Source organism: Rhizobium sp. Nf11,1 (assembly GCF_050587665.1).
Taxonomy (GTDB): Bacteria; Pseudomonadota; Alphaproteobacteria; order Rhizobiales; family Rhizobiaceae; genus Rhizobium.
The window spans coordinates 1-22,458 of sequence record NZ_JBOBHU010000037.1 but is presented as its reverse complement, the minus strand read 5'-3'; the positions used below and the strand labels follow the sequence as shown (position 1 = coordinate 22,458).

Genomic DNA, 22,458 nt, shown 5'->3' with positions numbered 1-22,458 from the left:
CTTGGATAGCAATGCTATCATGCACGCGGCTCAAGCTGCCAGCAACGGAAGGGTCCCCCGCTATCTGCAGGCGCTTTCATGAAATTGGGCTTCGGGCTTTCGAAACAGCTTCTGTGCGGTGATATCCCTGGTTCAGCGGAAGACTGATTTAGGTAATCGATCCTCCTTTAGAGCTTGCTGGGCGCTGGGCGTCCAGATTTGCGGCCCGCTGGTGTCCAAAGAGAGTTCGTCTTAGAGAATCTATCAAGCGGCTACCGTTAGCAGCCGCTTGAGCAGTCAACGGATCGCGCTGCTTCCGCTTTCTCGACAAAGTCGAAAACTTCAGAAGCTGGCGGCTGCGGCCGCACCTGACCGTCCTTCAAACTGCTTCAGCGTGAGCGCCAAGATAGATCTTTCCGACGACGGGATTGTTCATGATGCTCTCGGCGCTCCCATCAATCTGGTTTTTTCCCTCTGCAAGAATGTAGCAGCGATCGGAAATCTCCAGCGCCTTGTGAGCATTCTGCTCAACCAGCAGCACGCCGACGCCTTGTCGATGACTTATCTCGCGTATGTGCTGGAATACTTCGTCTGTCGCCTTGGGCGACAGGCCAGCGCTTGGTTCGTCAAGCAGCAAGACCGAGGGTCCGGCCATGAGCGCCCTGCCGAGCGCCACGACCTGCTGCTGGCCGCCGCTTAGCTTGCCAGCGGTCGCTGTCCAGTAATCGGCCAGGTTGGGCAGAATTTCACGCACCACCGCCTGCCGCTCCTTGACCGAACCCGGGACGGCAAAAAGACCCATACGCAGGTTTTCTTCGACGCTCATCGTGGCGAATACGTTGCGCACCTGAGGCACATATCCCAGACCGGAGCGCAAACGATCACGCGTCGGAGCAAGGGTGATATCGATCCCCTTCAGCTTGATGGTTCCCGCTTTGGGCCTCAACAGGCCCGCAAGTGTCTTCAATAAAGTTGACTTACCGCAACCATTCGGACCGATAATGGTGACGATCTCACCTGCGGCCAAATCTAGGCTCACTCCATGCAAGATCTGCATCTCGCCGTAACCGGCGACAAGGGACTCGGCTGTTAAAATGATCTTCTTGTTCATGCGCTCACCCCTCCAAGATAGGCGTCCAGCACTTCCTTGTTCGATTGAATCTCAACAGGCGTGCCTGCGGCAATTACCTGCCCCCTGTCCATGACGATCACCCGCTCGCACAGTTCCATGATGACCGTCATGTTGTGCTCGATGATCAACAGCGTCACACCAGAGGCATGGATGCGCCTGAGAACCGCCATCAGATGTCGTATGAGGGTCGGATTGACTCCGGCGGTAGGCTCGTCGAGCAACAACAGCTTTGGGTCAGCCATCAGGCAGCGGGCAAGTTCAAGAAGCTTTTTCTGACCACCCGAAAGTAGGGCTGCCGGGTGTTGAGCCTTTTCCCCCAAGCCGACCATTTCCAAGACCCCCTGCGCCTTCTGCAGGTTGATCCTTTCCTCGTCGCGAACGCGCTTGCCGGGCAAGAGGACCGACCGCACCTGGTCGCCGAACTGCCCCTCGGGCACCAGCAGGAGGTTCTCAAGCACGGTCATCTGTTTAAGTTCGCGCGGAATCTGAAACGTGCGGCGAAGGCCGAGCCGTGCGATATCGTGCGCGCTCAGCTTTTCGATGTGGTTCCCATCGAACAGGACCTCGCCGCTGTCGGGGCGAACGAAACCACTGACCAAACTGAAAAGGGTGGACTTTCCGGCTCCGTTCGGCCCGACGAGCCCGGTTATGCTGCCGGCGCGGACGGAGAACCGGCATTTGTTGACGGCCTGCAGGCCTCCAAAACGCCGGCTGACGTCCTTGATCTCGAGTATCTGTTTCATCATGCCCTCCCCGGGCGGTAGCGAACCATTACGATCGCGATCAATGCAAGTCCGAGCACCATCAGGCGCAGAGCCGCCAATTCCACACCATCGACAAATGTGATGTAGTCCTTGAGCAGGCGCGTCCCTTCAAGAAGCGCAGCAACCAGAGCCGTGCTCAGGAGAGTTGCCACGCTCGAGCCCTGTGTGCCAATCAAGACGGCCGCAAGGACGTAAATGCTCACGTTCGGACCAAACATATCCGGCGAGATGTAGCTGAGGTAGCTGGCAAAAAACGCGCCACCCAAGCCAGCCAAAGCTGCGCCCAACAGGAATGCTTTTGTCTTGTATGCCAGTGCGACCTTGCCGACGGAGGTGACAACGCCCTCGTCTTCCCGGATCGCCTTGAGCGTCCGCCCGATGGGGTAACGCTCGATACGCCGGGTGAACCAGAAGGCGAACGCAAGCGCGAGTGCCGTGACGACCAGAAAGGAAGTCTCCGATCCAAGTCCGGGGAATGATGCGGGACGCGGTACGCCTGCAACCCCGTCAGGTCCCCCCGCCAGCCATTTCTCATTCAGCAGGACCAACCTGACGAACTCGCTGAAACCGAGTGTTACAATGGCGAGGTAATCCTCGCGCAGACGCGGTGTGAACATTGCAACGGCAGCACCGAAGACACCGCTCAAGGCCGTCGCCACACCGACCGCCAGCAGAAAGGGGACGCCCGCTTTCGAAAGAAGGGCAAACGTGTACGCGCCAACTGCGAAGAATGCGACCTGACCCAGATTGATAAGCCCGGTTAAGCCCCATTGGATGTTGAGACCGAGCGCCACAAATCCGTAGATGCCCGCAAAGATCAGGATCGCGATGAGATAGTCGATCATGGCTTAGCTCCTGGATTTCACAAGGCCGCTTGGGCGAACCAGCAAGACGAGGGTAAGTACGAGAAATGCCAGCGCGGTTTTGTAGCTCGATGGCAGGATGAAGAGGCTGAACTCTGACGTCAGGCCCACCAGTACCGCGGCAAGTGCAGCACCGACAACACTCCCAAGACCGCCCAGGATCGCGACTGCGAAAAGGGGTATCAGAACGCGCCAGCCAAGAAGCGGATTAAGAGACGTCTCGGTCGCCAGCACAATTCCGCCGACGGCAGCGAGGAAGCCGGCTGCAAACAAGACGGCGCCATAAACCCGTTCAGGCTGGACACCTGTTACGATGGCAAGCTGGGGATTGGTCGACGTTGCTCGTACCGCGCGACCAAACTCGGTGTAGCGCAGGCCCAGGAAAACCCCTGCAAGAATGACGATGACCAGCCCGATGATTGCAGCTTGCACCGGCGTGATGATGAAGCCGGCAATGATGAACGGTCGCATCGGCAGGATCGGGAACTGCAGGTTTCCGTTGCCCCATCCGAAACGAACCAAATTTTGCAGGACCAGCATCAGCCCCAAGGAAAGCAGCACCGGCGGGAGAATTCCAGCCTTCCGCACGAAGCGGAAAGCCGTCTGGTCGACCGCAAGCGCAATAAGGCCTGTAACGACCGCCGCCAGAAGCCCAGCCGCCCACAGCGGCAATGAGAAACCGCAGAGAAGAAGCGTGAGATAGGCACCGAGCGTCATGAACTCGGGGATTGCAAAATTGGGATAGCGCAGCACACCGTAGATGAGCGAAATGGCTGCCGCTGGCAGACTCCATATCGCAGCCATCACGAGCGCCGAGATGAGGTAGATCTTGAATTCCATCGTGGCGTTACCTTCGGCTGAAGGCGCCGCACCAATGCGGCGCCTTAATCGGTGCGATTAAAACTGCACTTCGCTGATCTTCCCGACAGGAGCGGTCTTGCCGTCCTTGACCTCGGAAACGCGGAAGTTCGCCTTTGCAATGTTGCCGTTGGCATCGAAGTCGAGCGGTCCCGACGCGCCGTCGTAGTCGATGCGCTCGCCCTTTCGCAGCGCTGCCACCCCTTCAGCAAACGACGTGACCTTGGTGCCGCCAGTGCCGGTGATCTCACGGATCGCCTTGTCAAGCGCCTTGCCGTCTGTCGACTTTGCCGCTTCGATCGCAAGCGCAAGAATGACCATTTCGTCATAGGCCTGCGCGCCGAAGGAGTAGTAGCGATCAGAGCCTAGCTGTTTCGCGAGCCGCTGATAGGCGGGCGAGTCCTCGGAAACGCCCTCTTCGACCAGAAGCAGGCCGTCCGCTGCAGGACCGGCATTCTTGATCAAGTCGGCACTGACAGAAAAGCCCGGGACGATAAAGCGGGTGGTCAAGCCTGACTGGTAAGCAGCCTTCAGGATCGCGATCGTGTCTGGTTCGTAGCCAGAGATGTGGACGAAGTCGGGCTGGTCAGACAGGACGCGCGCAACTTCCGTGGTGAAAGTCGTTTGCTCCTCGTTATACGTGACGAAGCTCGTGATCTTGCCGCCGCGCTCTTCGAAGCGCTGCTTCAGAGCGTCAACTGTGCTCTGGGTGAAGGGTACGTTCAAGCCGAGGACCGCTGCCTTTTTCCAACCTTGCTGGGCGGCGTATTCGGCGTAAGCCTTTCCGAACAGCAGGTCGTCCGGTTCAAGCCGGAACACATGTCCCTTCTTCTGGACTTCTGTGATGCGGCTCGCACCCGAATTGGACAGCAGGATCAAGCCCTTCTCTTGGACAATGGGTGCAACGGCAAGCGTGACGCTGCTTGCCCAGGTTCCGAAGATTGCGCTCACCTTGTCGACGTCAACGAGCTTGCGCGCAGCGCGAACGCCAGCCTCAGCATTGGTCTCGTCGTTCTCCTCAACAAGTCTGATCTTACGACCCAAGGGTCCGCCGGCCGCGTTGATCTCCTCGAGTGCAACTTTCGCCGAAGCGAGCATTTCCTGACCAAATGGACCGCCTGCGCCAGAAAGTGGCATCAATGCTCCCAAAACGATCTCGCTGTCGTCGGCCGCCGCTGGGCTCGGACCCAGCAAAGCGGCAAGGGATGCTGCGCTGACGCAGGCTGCCAGGAAGAGACGGCGCGAAGATGTCGCCCAGCCGCTGGATTGAATCTGTGCTTTTTTCATTTTTGAGTTCCCTCTGTTGAGTTTATGCTGATTGGATGTACTGCTGTGGACGCCTTGGGCGGCGTCATCTTGCCTCCTTCTTTGCTCTTAGCTGGCGCGCGATTCCTCCTCGCGCCGCGCTCACCACATCTCAAAAACCGATGTCACGCGGAAAGTCGGTAGTGTTCCTGGCACCATCTTCGGTGATGAGCATCACATCAGAATGTCGGAAACCGCCGACACCCGGTATGTAGACCGCAGGCTCGACCGAATTGACCATGTTGGCCATGAGCTTTCCGGAATTGTAGACCCGCAACTCTCCACGCTCTTCGCGTCCGCCAGCACCGATCATGATACCGAGCGCATGTCCGGTTCCGTGGCGCACGTAGTCGGCAAGGTCGACCTTTCGGAAAATCTCGCGTTCCATAAGCGCCATGTCTGACATGGTGACGCCCGGCTGAAGCGCCAGCTTGATGGCATCGAAGGCTTCATTCACCGCGTCGAGCGGCTTCTTCTGAGCCTGCGTCGGCTCACCGAACACAAACGTGCGTTCAAGTTCGGTGCAGTAGCCCCACATCACGGGGAAGATGTTCAGTGCAACCAGATCGCCACGTTTCAGCCGCCGACTGGTCGGATGCAGATGCGGCGTGAGTGTGTGATCGCCAAACTGGGCGTAGGCATAGGTGCTCGTGAGACCATTGATGGACAATGCTCCCATTGCCTTGTTCGTCTCAGCGACTGCGTGCGCTGCCACCGCAAGCTCGGTGACGTTCTCGTGAAGAGCTTCAAGAAACGCATTTGCGCCAATTTTTGCCAACTGGCCGCCGAGTTCGAGAAGACGGACCTCTTCATCGGATTTGATGAGACGCAGGTCCTCAATCAGTGGGCTGATCTCAACAAATTCCGCCTGTGAGAACCTGGCTGTCAGAGCGCGATGGATGCCGACCGGCATCAGCGCTTCCTCGATCCCGATGCGAACTGTGCCTGAACTCTGTCGGGCAATGAAATCGGCGCACATCCTGAGGCTGGTATGGACGACATTCTCGTCATCCCCATAAGCGAGAACCTCGTCGAAAACGCTGTGAGCTTCCATGGTCTCTTGTTCGAGCGCTGCCCCGCAAACGGCGCTGGTGCCGGATACGGGCAGTATCGCCCACATGGGTCGGCCCCACTCCGAAAGCAGCGGGACACCGCTCATGTAAAAGACGCTGTCAGCCGTATGCATGAACGCGAAGTCGATGTTTGCGGCAGCGAGTTTCTGCCGCAGCGCCTCGCTTCTGCGTGTCATTTCGGATCTTGAAAAATAGGTCATCCCCTCATCTCCTTTCTTGATTTCCGGTTGTTTCAACAGGCGGGCGGTTGCGCCTGCTAGACAAGATCCAGGCTGATCTCCTCGAATGCGATCCCGGACGTCGTCGCCTTCCATCGCTGGCCAGATTGGGCAGGCAGGGCGACCGTTAATGTACCGGTGGTGACGATGTCGCCGGAAGCCAACGGCTGGCCACCAAAGCGCTCCAGCTCACGCACCAGGTAGCGAAAGGCCTTGATCGGGCCCCCAAGCACTTGAGCTCCCCCTCCGGTCGCGGACAAACCCTCGTCGCTGGACAACGTGGCAGTAAAACTCTCAAGTTGCGCTGCCCACTTCCCGTGGTCGCCAGCAATCGGGTGTCGCTCGCCAAGAAGCAAAGCAACATGGACACCAGTGGCTGCGCCGTCGGCGACCTTGAATTGCCAGTCCGGAAAGATTGACGTGCAGACCTCGAAATCAAGTGCCACCCACTCCACGCAGTCCAGCAGCTCTTCTTCGTTCATCTGAGTATTGGGCGCAGCCTTGAGACCCAGCGCAACCTCCGCCTCCATACGGACATTCGGCCAATTGCGAACCTCAAGGGTGCTCGTCTCGCTCAGCTGAAACGTCGTCGTATCGTAGAGATAATTCCAGAGCGGCCCAGTGATGCCGTAGCCTGCCCAAGCGGCTGAGTTTGTGAAGCCGATCTTCCGACCGATAATCTTCTCCCCATTTGCTTCTCGCCTCCGACGCATTTCCTCCACCACCCAATAGGAGTCCGTCAGCTCGAAATCAGGGTGCCGCTGTGAAAAGGGCACGACTTCTGTCAACACACCACGCGTTCGGAACACCTCGTCGGCGATTTCAGATCTGATAGGATTTGTCAGCGACATCTTTACCTCGTTTTTGTTTGTTGTTCCCGGATCAGGAGTTTCTCAAGCTGTTACCAGGTCACAGCAATGTACTTGGTCTCGCAAAATTCCAGGATGCCATGATGAGCTCCTTCTCGCCCAAGTCCGCTTTGCTTTACGCCGCCGAACGGCGCGGCTGGATCTGATGCCAGGCCACGGTTGAGACCTATCATTCCAGCCTCGAGTCTCTCCGAAACGCGGAGGCCGCGGCCAAGATCACGCGTGAAGACGTAGGCGATCAGGCCGTATTCGGTGTTGTTGGCCGCAGCGATAACCTCATCTTCGCTTTCGAAGGTGCTCAAGGCGGCGATCGGCCCAAAAATTTCCTCGTTGGCAATCGCCGCATCAGCTGGGACATCGCGAATAACCGTGGGTGGGAAGTAGAAGCCGTCTTGATCAAGGGCAGCACCTCCCGTGAGCACCTTCCCCCCGCGCTCGGTCGCATCCGTCACCAGGCCACCAATTCGATCGAGTGCCTTCCTGTTGATGACCGGTCCGCACTGGGTGGATTTGGAGTAGCCTGCACCGACCGTCAGTGCCGCCATGCGTTCCGTAAGCTTTTGCGAGAAAGCTTCGACGATACCCGTTTGCACATAGAAGCGGTTGGCAGCCGTGCAGGCTTCGCCGCCATTGCGCATCTTAGCAACCATCGCGCCCTCGATGGCGGCATCCAGGTCAGCGTCATCGAAAACTATGAATGGTGCATTTCCACCAAGTTCCATTGAGCAGGAGATGATCGTGTCGGCCGCTTCGTGCAGGAGCTTTCGACCGACTTCAGTAGAACCGGTAAATGACAATTTGCGGACACGCGGATCATGCAACATCTTGCTGACCACGGCGCCTGACCGTTCAGTCGTGATCACATTGACAACACCATCCGGCACCCCCGCCTCAGCATACAGTGCTGCAAGCGCATAGGCGGTCAACGGCGTCTCTGTCGCCGGTTTCAGCACGCAGGTGCAGCCGGCGGCAAGGGCCGGTGCGATTTTGCGTGTAGCCATCGCTGCGGGAAAGTTCCAGGGTGTCACCAGGACTGCAACGCCAATCGGTTGATGTTGAACCACGATCTTGTTCGCCCCTGAGGGGGCGGTCGAGATTTCGCCGTTCAGGCGAACTGCTTCTTCCGAGAACCAGCGAAAGAACTCGGCGGCGTAGGTCACTTCACCGTGGGCGTCACTCAATGCCTTGCCGTTTTCGAGGCTGATCAACTCCGCCAACATGTCCTTTCGCTCGACCATCAGCTCAAAGCATCGGCGCAGAATCTCTGATCTTTTCCGCGGTGCTGTCGCCGCCCAGGCCGGCCCCGCATCGTACGCCGCCTGAACAGCGTCTAGAGCATCTTCGATCGTTGCGTCGGCAACGTCTGAGATGACAAGACCGGTAGACGGGTCAAGAACGTCGATGCGCCTAGCCGAGGCTCCAGGGCGCCACTTTCCAGCAATATAGAGGTCAGTAGGGACTTGTTTGAGGTCAAAGCTGATCTGGGACGTCATTGTTTGCGTCATTGTCAATTTACCTTCCATGCTTTTACATCGTTCCTCAGTCCAATTCGATCACCCGTGAAGGCAGCGCCGACCAGACTCGTCATGACTGTCGGATCGAGAGGGCGCGGATTGTTCTTGATCAGTCTGGCACTGCCCATCGCCTGTTCGGCAACTTGCGGCAACTGAGCCTCCACGATTCCCAAGTCGGCAATCGACTTCGGGATTCCAATCGACGCGAAGAGTGCTGCAACCGCATCTATCGTCTCGCTGGCAGCGTCGAACGAGGATCGGCCCTCAAGATCAAGTCCCATGACCTTGCCAATCTCGACCAGTTCCGGCTCGCAAAAATTGCGATTGAGCTCCATTACGTAGGGCATCATGACAGCGACGCCCGCGCCGTGGGCCGTGTGGGTCATGGCTCCAATCGGATACTGGACGGCGTGAGCCGCTGCAGTCCCGGCCGTCCCGAAAGCAAGACCTGCTGTCGTCGCCCCCAGCATCAGGCGTTCGCGCGCTGTGTGATCGTCGCCATGATCATAAGCACGTTTAATGCTGCAAGAGATGTGGGATATGGCCAGCAGGGCATAGGCATCGCTCAGGGCGTTTTTGCCCAGGAAGACATGATCATGCACGATCGTGTCGGTCGGTGTGCGACGAATGGTCGTGTAGGCCTCGATTGCATGTGTGAGCGCGTCGGCACCGGAAACTGCGGTGAGGCTGGGCGGACAGGAGTACGTCAGTTCAGGATCGCAGATCGCCGTGTGGCAAATCAGTTCCGGACTTGCAATTCCGACTTTCACAGCTCGATCGGGATCTGTGATGACTGCCACCGGCGTTACCTCAGAGCCGGTCCCGGAGGTGGTTGGCAGAAGAATCAGCGGCAATATGGGACCGGCGACCTTGAACTCGCCATAATAGTCGCTGGGCTTACCCTTGTGTGCGAGAAGCAGTGCACAAACCTTGGCAGCGTCCAGGCAGCTGCCGCCGCCGATGCCGATGACGAGGTCTGCACCAAATTTGCGGCCGGCTTCCACACCCTGAGCGATGCACTCAAGCGGGAGTTCCGCAATGGTGCCGTCGAAAACGTGCACTGCCACACCTGACGATGCCAGACCGTCCACCATCTTGCGAAAATCTGCCTCGTTGCTCAACCGAGCGTCCGTGACGACTAGCGCACGACGACCGAGCTTTGCGGCATAGCCCGGAAGGGCGGCGCGTTGGCCGGCCCCGAAAACGAGATTGCGCGGGGTGCGCAGGGCTCCAAATAGAGTCAATAAAACCTCCTGTTTCATTCAGCAGCACCAAGGCCGGCTAGAACTTGAATTTGTTGCCAGACTTCCTCAGCAAGCGGCACGCCCTCCTTCAGGCGCTGGTCGCGACAGGCTCGCCCGCGCTCTCCAGGGATCACGACGGCCGGAAAGCCATCTGCTGGCTCCAACGCGCGGAGTGCCTCGAGATAGGCCTGCAGGTCCCGCTGCGGACCGTCGATGACAATGAATAGGTCTCCCTTGTTGCACACCGTCGTATCGTCGAGCGTTCCCGTGACGTCTCGCCCGATCGCGGCTCCGGCCAGGCTTGTCACAAGCAGCTGAAAGCCGAGACCCAAGGCGTATCCTTTTGCTTGACCGAAGGGAGCAATTGCCCCCTTCTTCGCGGCGGCCGCGTCTGTGGTGGGATTTCCGTTTTCATCCAGCGCCCAATGAGGGGGGATTGGCTGGCGCCGGTTGGCGTGATCGTGAATCTCGCCCATCGAAACAACACTCGTCGCCGTATCCATCATGAAGGGAGCACCACCCGTCGGCACGCCTATTGCGATCGGATTGGTCCCGATCATGGCCTTGCGCCCGCCCCAGGGATGAACAAGCGCCTCGCTCGTTGACAGTGCAATGATCGATAAACCGTGCTCTGCTACACGCTCTGCGTACCAGCCGAGCATCCCTATGTGATTAGAATTGCGGATGGCAGCGACGGCAATGCCGGTGACCTTCGCACGCTCTATCAATGAAGTAATCGCCCGGTTCGCGACGACCGGCCCAAGACCGCGCTGACCGTCGACGGCCAGAAACGCCTCCTTGCGCCATCTATGCTCGCCCCGGGCGTGCGGGTCCGTAACGCCGTTCTCAATCCGGCGAATGATGCGACTGAGGCGCAACAGCCCGTGGGAGGGTACCCCCCTCAAATCGGCTTCCAGCAAGAGATCAAGCTGTTCTGATGCGTGCTCTTCCGGTACGCCGGCGCGGTGGAGGGCCAGCCGGGCAACTTCGCGAATATTATCCACGGAAACCGTAATCATAGATCAAATCCGATCGGATATCTGATTGCATTTTCCGCACTATGTTGATAAGAAATTGCTGCGTCAAGAAGGAATTTTGAAAATGACGAATCGAAATGGTGAGCTGAAGAACGGCGACACAGGATTGCTACGGCGCCCCACCCGGCTCGGCGACGAGGTCTATGGAGCCATCTACTCACAGCTCATGTCACTAAAGATCCCGCCTGGTGGTCGCATTGCCGTCGACAATCTGGTGCGGGAACTCGGCGTCTCGCAAACACCCATCCGTGAAGCGCTTTCACGGCTTGAAGCTCAAGGGCTGGTGGTAAAGACGCACCTCATCGGATACAGCGCAGCGCCGCAGATGGATCTTTCGGGGTTGGAGCAGCTTTACGACCTTCGCATGCTGGTGGAGCCATTTGCGGCAGCCCAGGCGGCGAAGCTTATGTCTGACGAGGCCATCACATCGCTCGAGGCCATCGATTCGGATATGCGTCAGATCCGCAACGAGGATGCGCGTTCAGCCTACAGCCGCTTCGCGCAAAGCGACGGCGCCTTTCATGATGCAATTGCTGTCGGCAGCGGAAACGCACTTATTCATGAGGCGCTGGCACGTCTTCACACCCACGTGCATCTTTTCCGCCTCTATTTTCACACGCGGGCGACTTCCGATGCAAACAAGGAGCATGCGCGGATTCTAGCCGCAATCAAAGACAGGAATCCTAAAGGGGCCGAGGCGGCGATGAGAGATCATATCGAGCGCTCCCGCAAGCGATTCATGAAGTTCTTTACTGATGCCCAAGGCTGAGCTCAGCCTCTGCTGGAGGCTATAGAGTGCCGACAATATAGAGCCTTAATTTTCATACCATTCCTCAGGCCGGGCGTGGGATCTGTGCCGGGTGACGCGCCCAACACCCTGCCCCCCGTCCGCCGAAACAGCCGATGTCAGGTGACCTTATACTGCCGAGTGGCGTCTTCGCCTCCTCCTGAACGGTAGGACCGCTTCTGTGGCACATACCGCTTTCGATCTGCAAGGAAGGACGGTCCTTGAGGGGATCGCCGCAGGCAGCGTCTCCGTCTTTGCCACCAGCTTCTCGACCACGCCATCGACAATCTTCTTGTGGACAATTATCCGCTCCATCGACATGCGGATGTGGCCCGATTTCGTGATTGCGCCGAAAGTTGCCGCCTGAACCGCAGCAACCGGGTGACCGATCTTCGTTGAACGGGTGAAGCTCACCCGCCGCACCGCCGGATCAGCGACATCGCCCTGATGACTAGGCCAGGGACGGGGCGCTACCCCGAAATTTGAGAACAGCAGTATCGCCGCAAGCCAGCGGCACCGCAAGCGCCAAGACAACGACGATGACTCGTTCCAGGGCGCAATGCCCACAGTAGCGCCTGCAGGAACCATACTGCCATCGCCAGCGAAGCGGGCAGATCCGGAGGAATGACTTCGTTGTTGATCTGGAACGCCATTGCAGCAGCTTCTTCAACATGTCAGCTGCGAGGCACACGTTGAAATCGGCCCATACCTGGGTCGCGCCGATCTCGGCCTTCATCACATGGGCAAAATCGGTATCCCAAGCGCCGAAGCCTGCGGGAGTAAAATGCAAAGGCTGAAGCAAAAGCCCGGCGTTATGCACGGGCATCATAGGCCTGCTGGGCAGCCAGCACGGCATCCATATTGTGCTCCGCCCAATGTGCCAGCGCCGAAACGGTTTCTGTCAGTGTCCGCCCAAGAGACGTCAGCGTATATTCCACCGTCACCGGTACCGTCGGAAAAATCGCCCTTGAGATCAGGCCGTCACGTTCCAGCTTCTTCAGCGTCTGGGAGAGCACTTTCTGGGAAATGCCCTTTATATCCCGCCTGAGATGGTTGAAGCGTACCGGCTCGCCTTCCAGCCGGTCAAGGATTAGAAGCGCCCATTTATCCGCCAGCCGGTCAAGAACGAGCCGCGTCGGACACCGGTCTTCAAAAACATTATAGGCGTGCTTCATCTTTGTTTTTCCTTTGCTTTCGTCTCAACGGTTTCCTTGAAGTAACCACGTGACCCGAAAGTGCCCTCTTTCTTTCAGTGCAATCGGACTCTATCTATCTATCAGAAACAAGGTTTCCAATAGATACTAAGGAGATTGTTAATGAAAGGCAAGATTCTCGTTCTCGGCGCAACCGGGAATGTCGGCACGCCCCTCGTCAAGGTACTCCAGGCCAAGGGTTACGCAGTCCGCGCCGCTTCGCGTTCCGGCAAGTCAGTGGAGGGCGCTGAAGACGTCGTGTTCGATTTCGCCAACCCGGCGACCATCGCACCAGCCTTCGCCGACGTCGATGCCGCCTACGTCATGCTGCCGACCGGATACGTCGATTCCAAGGGCCTGCTGTTGCCGGTGATCGCGGCCGCCGCCGCCGCCAACGTCAAAGTCGTTTTTCAGAGCGTACTCGGCGTCGATGCCGATGACAGTATCCCTTACCGCCAGGTTGAGATCGCACTCGAAAAAACCGGCGTTCCCTACGTCATCCTGCGTCCGAACTGGTTTGCCGACAACTTCCACACATTCTGGAAGGCCGGCATCGACCACGGCGAGATCGCCGTTCCGGCTGCAGACGGGAAGTCCAGCTTCATCGATGCGCGCGACATCGCCGAAAGCGCAGCAGCGGCCCTGACAACCGAGAAGTTCGACAACAGAGCCTTCAACCTGACAGGCCCCGAAGCTCTCGGCTACGCCGAGGCGGCCAAGCTCATTTCGGCGGCAATCGGGAAAGACGTCGCCTACAATCCCCTCAACGACGAAACATTCATCGGCATTCTGACCGACGTAGGCGTACCGGCCGATTACGCCTCGTTCCTCGCATCGATTTTCTATCCGGTCCGTGAGGGCTGGACTGCCCTCGTCACCGCTGACGTCGAGGTGCTGACCGGAAGGCCGGCACGCAGCCTCGAAACCTACGTCCAGGACAACATCACCCTCCTTATGGCCTGATCCGGCAGCTAGTGTAGTCGCGGCTATGGCATCTGAAGAGCAAGAGAACGGAAGTACTTAATCGACACCAGTCTCACTGGAAGTGTTCCGCGCCCAACGTTTGTCGTGGCGAAGCTTGCTCGCGCTGCGGGAGACACCCGCCAGAGGGGTTTTACGCCGGCATACAAGAGGATCTCATGGATGCTGTCTTCGGACCCAGCAGGCGCCTCACCTTGTCGGAGCGTCATCTTCCCGTTTTGCCACTCGACAAATCGTGCGGAACTCCAGTCGAGCAGGAGCTATTCAAGTTCTTCGTTAGTCAATACTCGCAGTCCCAGAATCTGATTCGTAAGAGCTGCATTGATAGTGACCGCACCGGAATTATTGCCCCGGTGCAATCACTTCGTCCGGGGCGTCGGCAGTTTTGCTATCGACGGCGAGAGCGTTTGCAACCACCGCAAGCATGCGCCGAGCCGGTGAGACCCTTGGCGCCCCGCCCGGCTCCGTCATCCCTTCATTTGCAAGCGAAGCGCTCCTCTTATTTTCTAGTTGGAAGCCCGAAACGATACCGCGAAGGCGCCTTACCTCGTTGGCCAGTGCAACACTGGCGGCGGTGGATTCCTCCGCCATGGCAGCATTTTGCTGTGTCACATCATCCATCTGGTTGACGGCCCGGTTCACCTCGGCAAGCGCCACCGACTGATCGTTGGCCGACGCTGCCACCGCGTCCAGCTGGCTGTTGATCCGCAGGATTTGACTTTCGATTAGTTCGAGGACCTCGCCGGTGTCGCGAACCAATTGCACACCATCGGTGACCTCGAGCGCAGAATTGTGTATGAGGTCCTTGATGTCTTTAGCCGCCAAGGCGGACCGTTGGGCTAGTTCACGAACCTCCTGGGCGACAACGGCAAACCCCTTGCCGGCCTCTCCTGATCGCGCCGCTTCCACGCCGGCGTTCAGCGCCAATAGATTGGTCTGAAACGCAATCTCGTCGATGACGGAAACGATATTTGTTATCTCAGCGGACGATTGCTCAATCCGCTGCATCGCCGACACTGCCTTGCGGACGACTTCGGCGGATCGCCGCGCTGATCTATTTGCCTCGACCGCCAGCTCACGCGCCTCGTCGGTGCGCTTAGAGGATCCGACGACATTTTGCGTGATCTGATCAAGCGCCGCTGCGGTTTGCTCTAGCGTGGCCGCCTGTTGCTCGGTGCGCCTGAAAAGATCCTGCGCGCTCTGCGCCAGCTCATGAGCACCGGCGTCAATCGATCCCATCGCGGAAGAAACCGCGTGCAAACTGCCGGAAAGCTGGCCAACCGCTGCATTGAAGTCGGACCGCAGCGTCTCGAAATCCTCGGCAAACGGGTTCTCCAGCCTGAAGGCAAGATTGCGATTTGCCAGCTGCTGCAATGCCTCGGCCAGTTCAGCGGTCGTCGCAGCGAGCGTTTGAGCCCGGATACGCTCCGCTTCAGCCGAGCGAGCACGATCCTTCTCAGCCGTAATTCGACTGGCCTCGACGCTCTCCTCGAGCTCGCGCGCCCGCAGTTCATTATCCCTGAAGACCTGCACGGCCCGGGCCATCGCGCCAATCTCATCGCGCCGGTCGGCCCCACGAACCGTTGCAGCCAGGTCTCCGCTGGCAATCACTTTCATCGTCTCGGCTATTGCCCCGATTGGCTTTACCAGCCAGGAGCGGACCGCTAAGAACCCGAATGCGGAGACAAGAAGCAGAGCGAATGCGGTTGCCCCCAGCGTCCAGACCGACGTCGTCCTGACGGCTTTGGTAACGTCGATCCGCTTCTGCTCCGACGCCGTCGCCATGTGGTTCGCAACGGCGATGAAGCGCGGCGATATTGCCGCAAACGCAGGCTGGCACAAGCTCAGGAACAGCTGCTGGACCGTGGCAAGCTCGGCTTCGCTTGCCCCGCGCCCCACGGCGATTGCGGCGCCACAGGTATCGTTTAGCAGCGAGAAGCCGTCCGATTTCAGCTGCGGAAGTTCGGCACTCCCGGGTGCAGCAGCGATCGCTTGATCCATTGATTTCAAAAAACTCGTCTGCGCATCCTTGAGAGCCGCCTCAGGCCTCGCCCTCGCCTCCTTCGCCCGCGTCATCATCATATCGCTGATGCTCGACCGCGCGCGGCCTCAAGGCTTCGGTTCGCCTGAGTCAGATAAAGAGTGGCCGCCGCATCTTGGTTGAGCAGGTCGCTATAAAGAAGCTAAAGAGCGCGCACGCTGCAAACGCCACACTTGCCGCGCTGGATCGCGAGCGGGCGACGCTTGCGGATACCGCGGAACGCCGGGCGCTTTCGCTGCAGAATGCGGGGCTGCCGACGTCTGTTTCTGCCGGCGAGTTGAGTCTGCAGCGTGCACGCCTCGACATCGCCGACGCACTTGCCGCCCTTGACGAAGAGATTGCGCTCGTTCGAACCATGCTTCCTACGGAGGCGGCGCAGTTCGTATTTGACCAAGCACCGCTATCTGACCTGGTCGAACGCGTCTCCGCTCAGATCGGCGCACGCGATCATGTATTGCAGCTTCATTTGGCGGGACTGGCCCGCGAGAGCGAGGACGCCGCAACGCAGCGGGATCGGCTGCGCGCGGAATATGCCGGAATCCAGCAACGCTTGCGGGACTGTCGGGAGCAGCTAGCGGCGAAGGGAAGCGAGCTAGGCGAACTCCAAGCCTTGTGGGACATCGCCGCACCGGAGCAGCCGTGGAGCGAGGCGGCATTTTTACGGCTCAAGACAAAATTTACGGATGAGCAGGACAAGCTGGCCCGCGCCGACGCGCATATCCAAGCGGCGCGAGCGGCCTGGACAGCTGAAGCGCGCCGTTTGCAGTTGGTCGAGCTTCGCGCCACCATTAAGCCCGCGGAGGACCAGCTTGCGCGGATGACCGCGCGTATTGCTGCTGCAACGCGTGCGCAGGCGTTGTTCCACGATACCTACACCACGGTCAGCAAGCGGCAGGTCCGAGATCTTGCCAAGGTCGTAAACCCGCTGTTCGCGCGAATGCACGCCAACCGGGTCTATGATCGCATCAATCTCGGCGAGGACAGCGAGTTCCTTCATTGGTTGGCCCACGCTGGCGACGCGCAGCTCGACCCGGGCAAAGACTTCAGCCAAGGACAGCGACAGGACCTGGCTCTCGCACTTTTCCTGGCGCGTGCGCGGAGCCTCGGCGGAACGTTCTTCCTCGATGAGCCGGTGGCCCACCTAGATGATCTCAACCGCGTCGGTCTGCTTGATATTCTGCGCACCACAGTGCTCGAAGAAAGCCAATCGGTTAACATGGTCATCACGACTTCCAGCCGAGCCTTGGCGCGTCATCTTATTGAGAAGTTCGCCAACATCGGCTTAGTCGAAACGCCCGAGGGGCGAGTGCACCCGCTCAGTGTCATCGAACTTGATGGAAACAGCAGAAGCGGGGTTCAGCTAAGCAATATCTACCCCCTCGTTTAGTTGCCAACGCGGTCAACTTGCGCGCACTTCCTAAACGCTGGGACGCGGCAACGCCATTAGTTTCTCGTCTTTTTAAGCCATCGCGGGAGCGACCGAGCGGCGGCTTTCAGGATGAGCGTTGACGCATCTCAATGGCTGACATGGGGGCGCAAAGACGCCGGTACCCGCACTTCGCTTCGATGATTCTTGGAACTGCAGACCACACCCTACGAAATCAGATCAGTTGATGTGAAAGGAATCGAACCGCTGGCACGTCCGCTGCTTTAGCTAAGCCTCTGATACATTGGCTATTACGTAGCATGGGCGCGAGCAGACTGCGGCAATTTCACTGAAACCCACCATTTCACTGACCAGTGAAATGGTGCGGCATCCTGAAATCAGTTGCCAATTTCACCAAAATGGTATATTTCACTCTCCAATGAAATCCTACAAACGAGTGAAAGAGATCGAATACAAGATGGCTGACGCACTGCGCCAGCAGCTAGAACGGATTCCGTCGCTGGAAATCGAGTCCATCAACAACGACTGGGACATGAGCACCAGCCGCAATATGCCGCTGGCGCGCCCTGATATTCTCGCGCATGTCAAAATGGCAGACCATATAGTTACGCTGGTCTGCGAGGTTAAAGAGCCAGCATACCCGCGTCAGGTCCGAAGCGCGATTGATCAGCTCTATGCCTATATAACGAGATATCGGCTCCAAGAGGATGCCGATGTCGTTGTGCCCATCGTCGCGGCCTCGTGGCTATCTCCCGAGTCCCGCGAGATCTGCGCGGAGGCGGGAATGAGCTGGCTCGATCTTGCCGGCAACTGCCGGATAGCCTTCGACGGCGTCTATATCGAGCGGGAAACAGCTGACAAACCGAAGCCGGCGGCGCGCAACTACCGTGCCGTCTTTTCGCCGAAGGCGGGACAGGTACTGCGCACGCTTTTGCGCGATCCTACACGAGCCTGGAAGGTCAATGACCTTGCCGGGGCCTCAGACGTCAGCCTCGGCCATGTGAGCAATGTCCGATCGGCACTTCGCGATAGGGAGTGGGCAAAGGTCGATGATGAAGGCCTTCACCTGACCGCTCCTGACGCGTTGCTAGATGCCTGGCGCGACTCCTACGAGCCGGTCCGTGGTAAGCGGTCGTTCTGGTACAGTGTCCTCCATGGGCGCCAGTGGGAGGAGACGCTTCGCGAAGCGTTGGACCGGCCCCACATTGCAGGGCACGCGATGCTTGGTGGTCTTTCGGCAGCGCAGTGGCTCGCTCCCTATTTGCGCGGCAGCATGACGACGCTCTATGCAGATCCGGCAGTCATGCCGGAACTGATCGAGGCGCTGAAGCTGAAGCCATCGAAGAGCGGCGCCAATGTCGAAGTCGTCGAACCGGATGATCTGGCCATTCTGAAGGAGCGTGTCAAGATTCCCGGAGCGCCACCCGTAACCTCACCGGTCCTCACCTATCTTGACCTTTCGCATCTCGATGATCGAGGGCGCGAGGCTGCTGAACATCTGCGAGAAAAGTTGCTAAAATGGCATTAGCGCCTGATCCACAGTCCGCCGCCGACTACACCGACCGCGTCAGCGACGCGGTCAAATCCGCGCTCATGGAGATCGGGCAGATCCTTGGGAGCTTCGAGGGTAAATTCGCCGTTGTCGGCGGAGCGGTGCCGTGGCTGCTTCTGGAAGCCGACGACATGCTGCACGTCGGCACGATCGACATTGACCTGACGCTGGACGCGGAGGCGCTTGGCGACGGCGAGTATGTGCGGTTGGTCGAAGCCCTCATGGGCCATGGTTACGCGCAGAGCGCGGAGCACCGGCGGTTCCAGCTGGTTCGCACGATTAACGTGGCCGACGGGGGGCCGCCCGTTGACGTCATTGTCGACTTCCTGATGCCGCGCGATGCTGAGATCGAGAAGAACATACCACCTCTTTTGTCGGAATTCGCGGTGCAGCGCGCTTCAGGTGCGGAGCTCGCCGTGCGCTTTCATCAGCTGACGGCGATCGAAGGCGAGATGCCTGGCGGTGGGCATAATCGCGTGCAAATCGCCGTCGCCTCGATACCAGCGCTGCTTGCCATGAAGGGCCATGCACTCATGCGCCGCCACAAGCGGAAAGACGCCTATGACGTCTACTATTGCATCCGCAACTACGACGGCGGTCCCGAGGCGCTTGCGGAGGTCTGTCGTCCGCTGCTCGACATCAAGGACGCCCTCGAAGGCTATATGGGAATCGCGGAGAAATTCGCAAAAGAGGATATGATCGGACCGGTATGGGTGCGCCAGTTCGTCGAGGGAACGCCCCATATCGGCGAACGCACGCCGGAGCAGTGGCAGACTGATGCTTTCGGTCAGGTACACACTTGGATGACCGCGCTCGGGCTGACCAAATGAAAGTCGTCCGGCTGTAGCGGCCCCCCCAATCACCGAATTTCGTGCTTCATCACAATAGTCGGACGGGCTGCAAACTCGGGCCCCATACGGTATTGCAGTTGAAGGGATACGAACCGCAAACCCGTGATTCGTAGAAGGCGCATAACGATGGACCTATGCTATAGAGCGGGTTCTGGACCGTCGACGCGATGCTGACCAGCCGCTTGCTAATTGAATTTGGGGGAGAAACGCCACACATTTCATTCGGCGCGGTTTCATCCGACATCGAGCAATCTTCGTTAGTGGTTCTAACAAGCGCTTACCGATTCGTAGCTCCCCGCCTTGGAAAGCTTTATTCTTGTGCGAAAGTTTCGCATAAGATTTCGTTACCAAATTCCGATATGTACGAGATGGCATATACTCGCAGGCTCCGCACCCTATGACCGACGCAATGATCAACGAGAAGGTTCTGGCTTGGGCGGTTGAACGCGCCAAGATCCCGCTCGACGTCGTCGCGAAAAAGGTCAACGTGAAGCCGGAGCGCATCGCGACCTGGATCGAGGGCGAAGAACGCCCGACCTTCCGCCAGGCACAGAGCCTGTCTAGCGCGCTGCATATTCCGTTCGGATACCTCTTCCTGAAGGAACCTCCGGAGGAAAAGCTTGCGATTCCAGATCTTCGAACCGTTGGCGGCGACCCAGCCCGTAAGCTCGATTTAAACTTCCGCGACCTCCTGAATGACGTTCTCTTCAAACGCGACTGGTTCCGTGATTTCATCCAGGATCACGCCGGCCGCGAACTGGAATTCGTCGGAAAATACACGCTCAAGGATAGCGCCGAGACTGTCGCCGCCGACATGCGAAAGTCTCTCTACGGTGAAGGAGGGCCGCCGCAGTCCGGCAATTGGGAAGAGCACCTACGCATGCTCATCGACAAAGCTGAGGCGGCCGGCATCTGGGTCATGCGCAACGGGATCGTCGGCAGCAACACCCGCCGCCCGCTTTCCGTCAGCCAGTTCCGTGGCTTTGCCATCAGCGACAAAGTCGTTCCGCTGATCTTCATCAACGGAAAGGATGCCAAGGCAGCGCAGATCTTCACCTTTGCGCACGAACTCGCGCATATTTGGCTTGGCGAAAGTGGCGTTTCCAACGTCCAGCTGGGCGACGCGAATTATGGCGTCCACCAGAAAGTCGAACGCAAGTGCAACGAGATCGCCGCGGAGTTCCTGATTCCCGCGGCCGGTTTCTCGGCACAATGGCGCGCAGCGGACAGCCTGTCGGACAATGCCGACCGGCTGTCTCGCATCTACAAAGTCAGCCGCATCGTCATCGTGCGGCGCGCGCTCGATCTCGGCTTGATAGATCAGGCGAGCTATTCTCGTTTTTACACAACCGAAGTCGCGCGGTGGAGCGATATGCCGGCAAGCGAGGGCGGGAGCTTCCACAATAACCTGCCCTTGCGCAACGGGTTGCGTTTTACGCGTGCGGTCGTTAATCAGGCGGTCGGCGGCGGGTTGCTTCTGCGCCATGCAGCATCCTTGTTGAACGCCCAGCCGACGGCGATCCTCAGCTATCACAAGAATGGTCGCCAGACGCAATGAAGTTTCTGCTCGACACGAACGTCTTCATCGAGGCGAAGAACCGATATTACGCATTCGACATCTGCCCGGGCTTCTGGGACTGGATGGATGCGGTCTGCGACGGCGACGTCGCGTCAATCGTCAGTGTTCGCGACGAGATGACCGGCGGGAATGACGAACTGGCGGACTGGGCTAAGGACCGGAAGGATGCCGCCTGGTTCCTGGCCGTCGATGACCTTGACACGCAAGGCAATTTCGCCGAGATCGTCCAGCACGTGGCAACGGCCCACTATAGCGAGTCGGCCGTTGCAAAATTCCTGGACAGCGCCGATTCTCTGCTGATCGCCAAGGCCCGTTCGATCGACGCCACCGTAGTCACGCATGAACTGCCCAACCCGGAGTCGAAGAAGCGCGTCCTGATCCCGGATGTCTGCCTGGTCTTCGACGTTCCGTTCATGAACACATTTGAAGCGCTCCGCCAATTCTCCGCAAAGTTCGTTTGGTCGGCTTAACTTCCATGCCCGGCATGCCATGAGACGGAAACCGATATTCCCGTCGATACATTAGGCGATATGTTATTGTAAGGGCTATTTAGTAATGCGACAGTTGGGCCAGTTAGAGATGCGACAGTCTCGCCTCTCGACGTGCTGGTCAATACCAACGTTGGGAGCAAGGATGACGACTTCAGCCTGGTGGAGACCATGAGCGTTCGGAGTCGTGATGTCCTGTTTGATCACCATGTCGCAGAGAGAATTGCATCGCCTCGAAGTCATCCAGAAGATCCGCGACCGGCGCCTGAGCGTCGTCCAGGCGGCTGAACTGCTCGATCTCAGTCGAAGCCAGGTCCATCGTAACGGACCGATTGTTACCGCGGAGATTTCGCTTTGAAGCGGGCGACCAGCTCCTCGTCGTCGACAAAGCTATCGAGGAAGTCGTTCCATTCGTCGGTTGAACGGCGAGCGTAGGAGAGCATCTGTTCCAGTTCCTCCATGCCGTCGTCTGTCAGCGCGGTGATGGATTCGTCCTCCCCGTTATAGACGCTGATGATGCTGCCGTAGGTCAGGTTATCATCGTTGGAGATGATTGCCCGGAGAAGCTCCGGATCCTCGCCGAGAATTTCAGCGACATATTTGATCGTGCGGACATAAGTGATTGTTGCCATCAGGCTGCCTCGGCGCAGATGGTGACGACAGGCGACCAATTCCAGGGAAGCAGTTCGTCGAGGCGATTGATCTTGTGATCGTGGATGCGGTCGAGCAGATCGGCCAGATAG

Annotated in this window: 23 protein-coding genes and 1 pseudogene; 8 read left to right on the top strand and 16 right to left on the bottom strand. The window is 58.5% G+C overall.

All coding sequences use genetic code 11. The annotated features are described in order from the left end of the window. Positions 1–358: 358 nt before the first annotated feature. From ACQ7C1_RS30505 to ACQ7C1_RS30460, 10 genes are all read right to left on the bottom strand, one after another. Positions 359–1,090 carry an ABC transporter ATP-binding protein gene (locus ACQ7C1_RS30505; protein ID WP_430961033.1) on the bottom strand — a complete coding sequence of 244 codons (732 nt, stop codon included), beginning with the start codon at positions 1,088–1,090 and terminating at the stop codon, positions 359–361. After that, positions 1,087–1,857 (bottom strand): ABC transporter ATP-binding protein, encoded by a 771-nt coding sequence (locus ACQ7C1_RS30500; RefSeq protein WP_430961032.1) that lies wholly within the window; start codon positions 1,855–1,857, stop codon positions 1,087–1,089. Before ACQ7C1_RS30500 ends, ACQ7C1_RS30505 begins: the two co-directional genes overlap by 4 nt. After that, complete coding sequence (locus tag ACQ7C1_RS30495) at positions 1,854–2,720, bottom strand: branched-chain amino acid ABC transporter permease (RefSeq protein WP_430961031.1); 867 nt, start codon at positions 2,718–2,720, stop codon at positions 1,854–1,856. Before ACQ7C1_RS30495 ends, ACQ7C1_RS30500 begins: the two co-directional genes overlap by 4 nt. A 3-nt stretch (positions 2,721–2,723) precedes the next feature. Then, the gene (locus ACQ7C1_RS30490) at positions 2,724–3,578 is read right to left on the bottom strand and encodes a branched-chain amino acid ABC transporter permease (protein WP_430961030.1); all 855 of its coding nucleotides are present in this window, start codon (positions 3,576–3,578) and stop codon (positions 2,724–2,726) included. Between the two features lie 57 nt (positions 3,579–3,635). Continuing rightward, the gene (locus ACQ7C1_RS30485) at positions 3,636–4,883 is read right to left on the bottom strand and encodes an ABC transporter substrate-binding protein (RefSeq protein ID WP_430961029.1); all 1,248 of its coding nucleotides are present in this window, start codon (positions 4,881–4,883) and stop codon (positions 3,636–3,638) included. A gap of 130 nt (positions 4,884–5,013) precedes the next feature. Beyond that, positions 5,014–6,174 carry a M24 family metallopeptidase gene (locus tag ACQ7C1_RS30480; RefSeq protein WP_069456849.1) on the bottom strand — a complete coding sequence of 387 codons (1,161 nt, stop codon included), beginning with the start codon at positions 6,172–6,174 and terminating at the stop codon, positions 5,014–5,016. Between the two features lie 56 nt (positions 6,175–6,230). Further along, positions 6,231–7,043 carry a 2-keto-4-pentenoate hydratase gene (locus ACQ7C1_RS30475; RefSeq protein ID WP_069456848.1) on the bottom strand — a complete coding sequence of 271 codons (813 nt, stop codon included), beginning with the start codon at positions 7,041–7,043 and terminating at the stop codon, positions 6,231–6,233. 50 nt (positions 7,044–7,093) lie between these two features. Beyond that, entirely contained in the window at positions 7,094–8,566 is a 1,473-nt protein-coding gene (locus tag ACQ7C1_RS30470) for an NAD-dependent succinate-semialdehyde dehydrogenase (RefSeq protein WP_430961037.1), read from the bottom strand. Positions 8,567–8,568: 2 nt separating this feature from the next. Then, positions 8,569–9,819 (bottom strand): iron-containing alcohol dehydrogenase, encoded by a 1,251-nt coding sequence (locus tag ACQ7C1_RS30465; RefSeq protein WP_430961036.1) that lies wholly within the window; start codon positions 9,817–9,819, stop codon positions 8,569–8,571. Between the two features lie 14 nt (positions 9,820–9,833). After that, positions 9,834–10,838, bottom strand: coding sequence for an Ldh family oxidoreductase (locus ACQ7C1_RS30460; protein ID WP_430961028.1), 1,005 nt, complete (start codon positions 10,836–10,838; stop codon positions 9,834–9,836). 25 nt (positions 10,839–10,863) lie between these two features. On the opposite strand from ACQ7C1_RS30460, the gene ACQ7C1_RS30455 reads away from it, so the two are divergent. Next, positions 10,864–11,625 carry a GntR family transcriptional regulator gene (locus tag ACQ7C1_RS30455; RefSeq protein ID WP_430961027.1) on the top strand — a complete coding sequence of 254 codons (762 nt, stop codon included), beginning with the start codon at positions 10,864–10,866 and terminating at the stop codon, positions 11,623–11,625. Between the two features lie 147 nt (positions 11,626–11,772). Here ACQ7C1_RS30455 and ACQ7C1_RS30450 read toward each other — a convergent pair whose 3' ends face one another. The 3 genes from ACQ7C1_RS30450 to ACQ7C1_RS30440 all read right to left on the bottom strand — a co-directional run bounded on the left by ACQ7C1_RS30450 (position 11,773) and on the right by ACQ7C1_RS30440 (position 12,818). Beyond that, on the bottom strand, positions 11,773–11,958 hold the full coding sequence (locus ACQ7C1_RS30450) for a hypothetical protein (RefSeq protein WP_430961035.1): 186 nt from the start codon (positions 11,956–11,958) through the stop codon (positions 11,773–11,775). Positions 11,959–12,094: 136 nt separating this feature from the next. Then, a complete protein-coding gene (locus ACQ7C1_RS30445) occupies positions 12,095–12,472 on the bottom strand; it encodes a hypothetical protein (RefSeq protein ID WP_430961026.1) in 378 nt (125 codons plus the stop codon). Further along, positions 12,456–12,818: a winged helix-turn-helix transcriptional regulator gene (locus ACQ7C1_RS30440; protein ID WP_069456842.1), complete on the bottom strand. Its 363-nt coding sequence runs from the start codon at positions 12,816–12,818 to the stop codon at positions 12,456–12,458. Before ACQ7C1_RS30440 ends, ACQ7C1_RS30445 begins: the two co-directional genes overlap by 17 nt. 141 nt (positions 12,819–12,959) lie before the next feature. Between ACQ7C1_RS30440 and ACQ7C1_RS30435 the strand changes: the two genes are divergently transcribed. Continuing rightward, complete coding sequence (locus ACQ7C1_RS30435) at positions 12,960–13,799, top strand: SDR family oxidoreductase (RefSeq protein ID WP_430961025.1); 840 nt, start codon at positions 12,960–12,962, stop codon at positions 13,797–13,799. Between the two features lie 360 nt (positions 13,800–14,159). Here ACQ7C1_RS30435 and ACQ7C1_RS30430 read toward each other — a convergent pair whose 3' ends face one another. Beyond that, on the bottom strand, positions 14,160–15,899 hold the full coding sequence (locus ACQ7C1_RS30430; protein WP_430961024.1) for a methyl-accepting chemotaxis protein: 1,740 nt from the start codon (positions 15,897–15,899) through the stop codon (positions 14,160–14,162). A 74-nt stretch (positions 15,900–15,973) separates the two neighbouring features. Here ACQ7C1_RS30430 and ACQ7C1_RS30425 point away from each other — a divergent pair, with 74 nt between their 5' ends. The 6 genes and pseudogenes from ACQ7C1_RS30425 to ACQ7C1_RS30400 form a co-directional block, all read left to right on the top strand. Further along, positions 15,974–17,245, top strand: coding sequence for a hypothetical protein (locus ACQ7C1_RS30425; protein ID WP_430961023.1), 1,272 nt, complete (start codon positions 15,974–15,976; stop codon positions 17,243–17,245). Positions 17,246–17,603: 358 nt separating this feature from the next. Further along, complete coding sequence (locus tag ACQ7C1_RS30420) at positions 17,604–18,773, top strand: type IV toxin-antitoxin system AbiEi family antitoxin (RefSeq protein WP_430961022.1); 1,170 nt, start codon at positions 17,604–17,606, stop codon at positions 18,771–18,773. Beyond that, positions 18,764–19,627, top strand: a complete 864-nt coding sequence (locus tag ACQ7C1_RS30415; protein ID WP_430961021.1) for a nucleotidyl transferase AbiEii/AbiGii toxin family protein — start codon at positions 18,764–18,766, stop codon at positions 19,625–19,627. Before ACQ7C1_RS30420 ends, ACQ7C1_RS30415 begins: the two co-directional genes overlap by 10 nt. Before the next feature lie 418 nt (positions 19,628–20,045). Further along, positions 20,046–21,206, top strand: coding sequence for an ImmA/IrrE family metallo-endopeptidase (locus tag ACQ7C1_RS30410; RefSeq protein WP_430961020.1), 1,161 nt, complete (start codon positions 20,046–20,048; stop codon positions 21,204–21,206). Continuing rightward, the gene (locus ACQ7C1_RS30405; RefSeq protein ID WP_430961019.1) at positions 21,203–21,697 is read left to right on the top strand and encodes a DUF4411 family protein; all 495 of its coding nucleotides are present in this window, start codon (positions 21,203–21,205) and stop codon (positions 21,695–21,697) included. Before ACQ7C1_RS30410 ends, ACQ7C1_RS30405 begins: the two co-directional genes overlap by 4 nt. A 208-nt stretch (positions 21,698–21,905) precedes the next feature. Then, a pseudogene (locus ACQ7C1_RS30400) lies at positions 21,906–22,037 on the top strand (helix-turn-helix domain-containing protein); the annotation flags it as partial. A gap of 13 nt (positions 22,038–22,050) precedes the next feature. Here the strand turns inward: ACQ7C1_RS30400 and ACQ7C1_RS30395 are convergent. Beyond that, a complete protein-coding gene (locus ACQ7C1_RS30395) occupies positions 22,051–22,347 on the bottom strand; it encodes a hypothetical protein (protein WP_028747203.1) in 297 nt (98 codons plus the stop codon). Next, the coding region (locus tag ACQ7C1_RS30390; RefSeq protein ID WP_430961034.1) for a transposase domain-containing protein at positions 22,347–22,458 on the bottom strand (112 nt) is incomplete at its 5' end. The genes ACQ7C1_RS30395 and ACQ7C1_RS30390, both read right to left, overlap by 1 nt.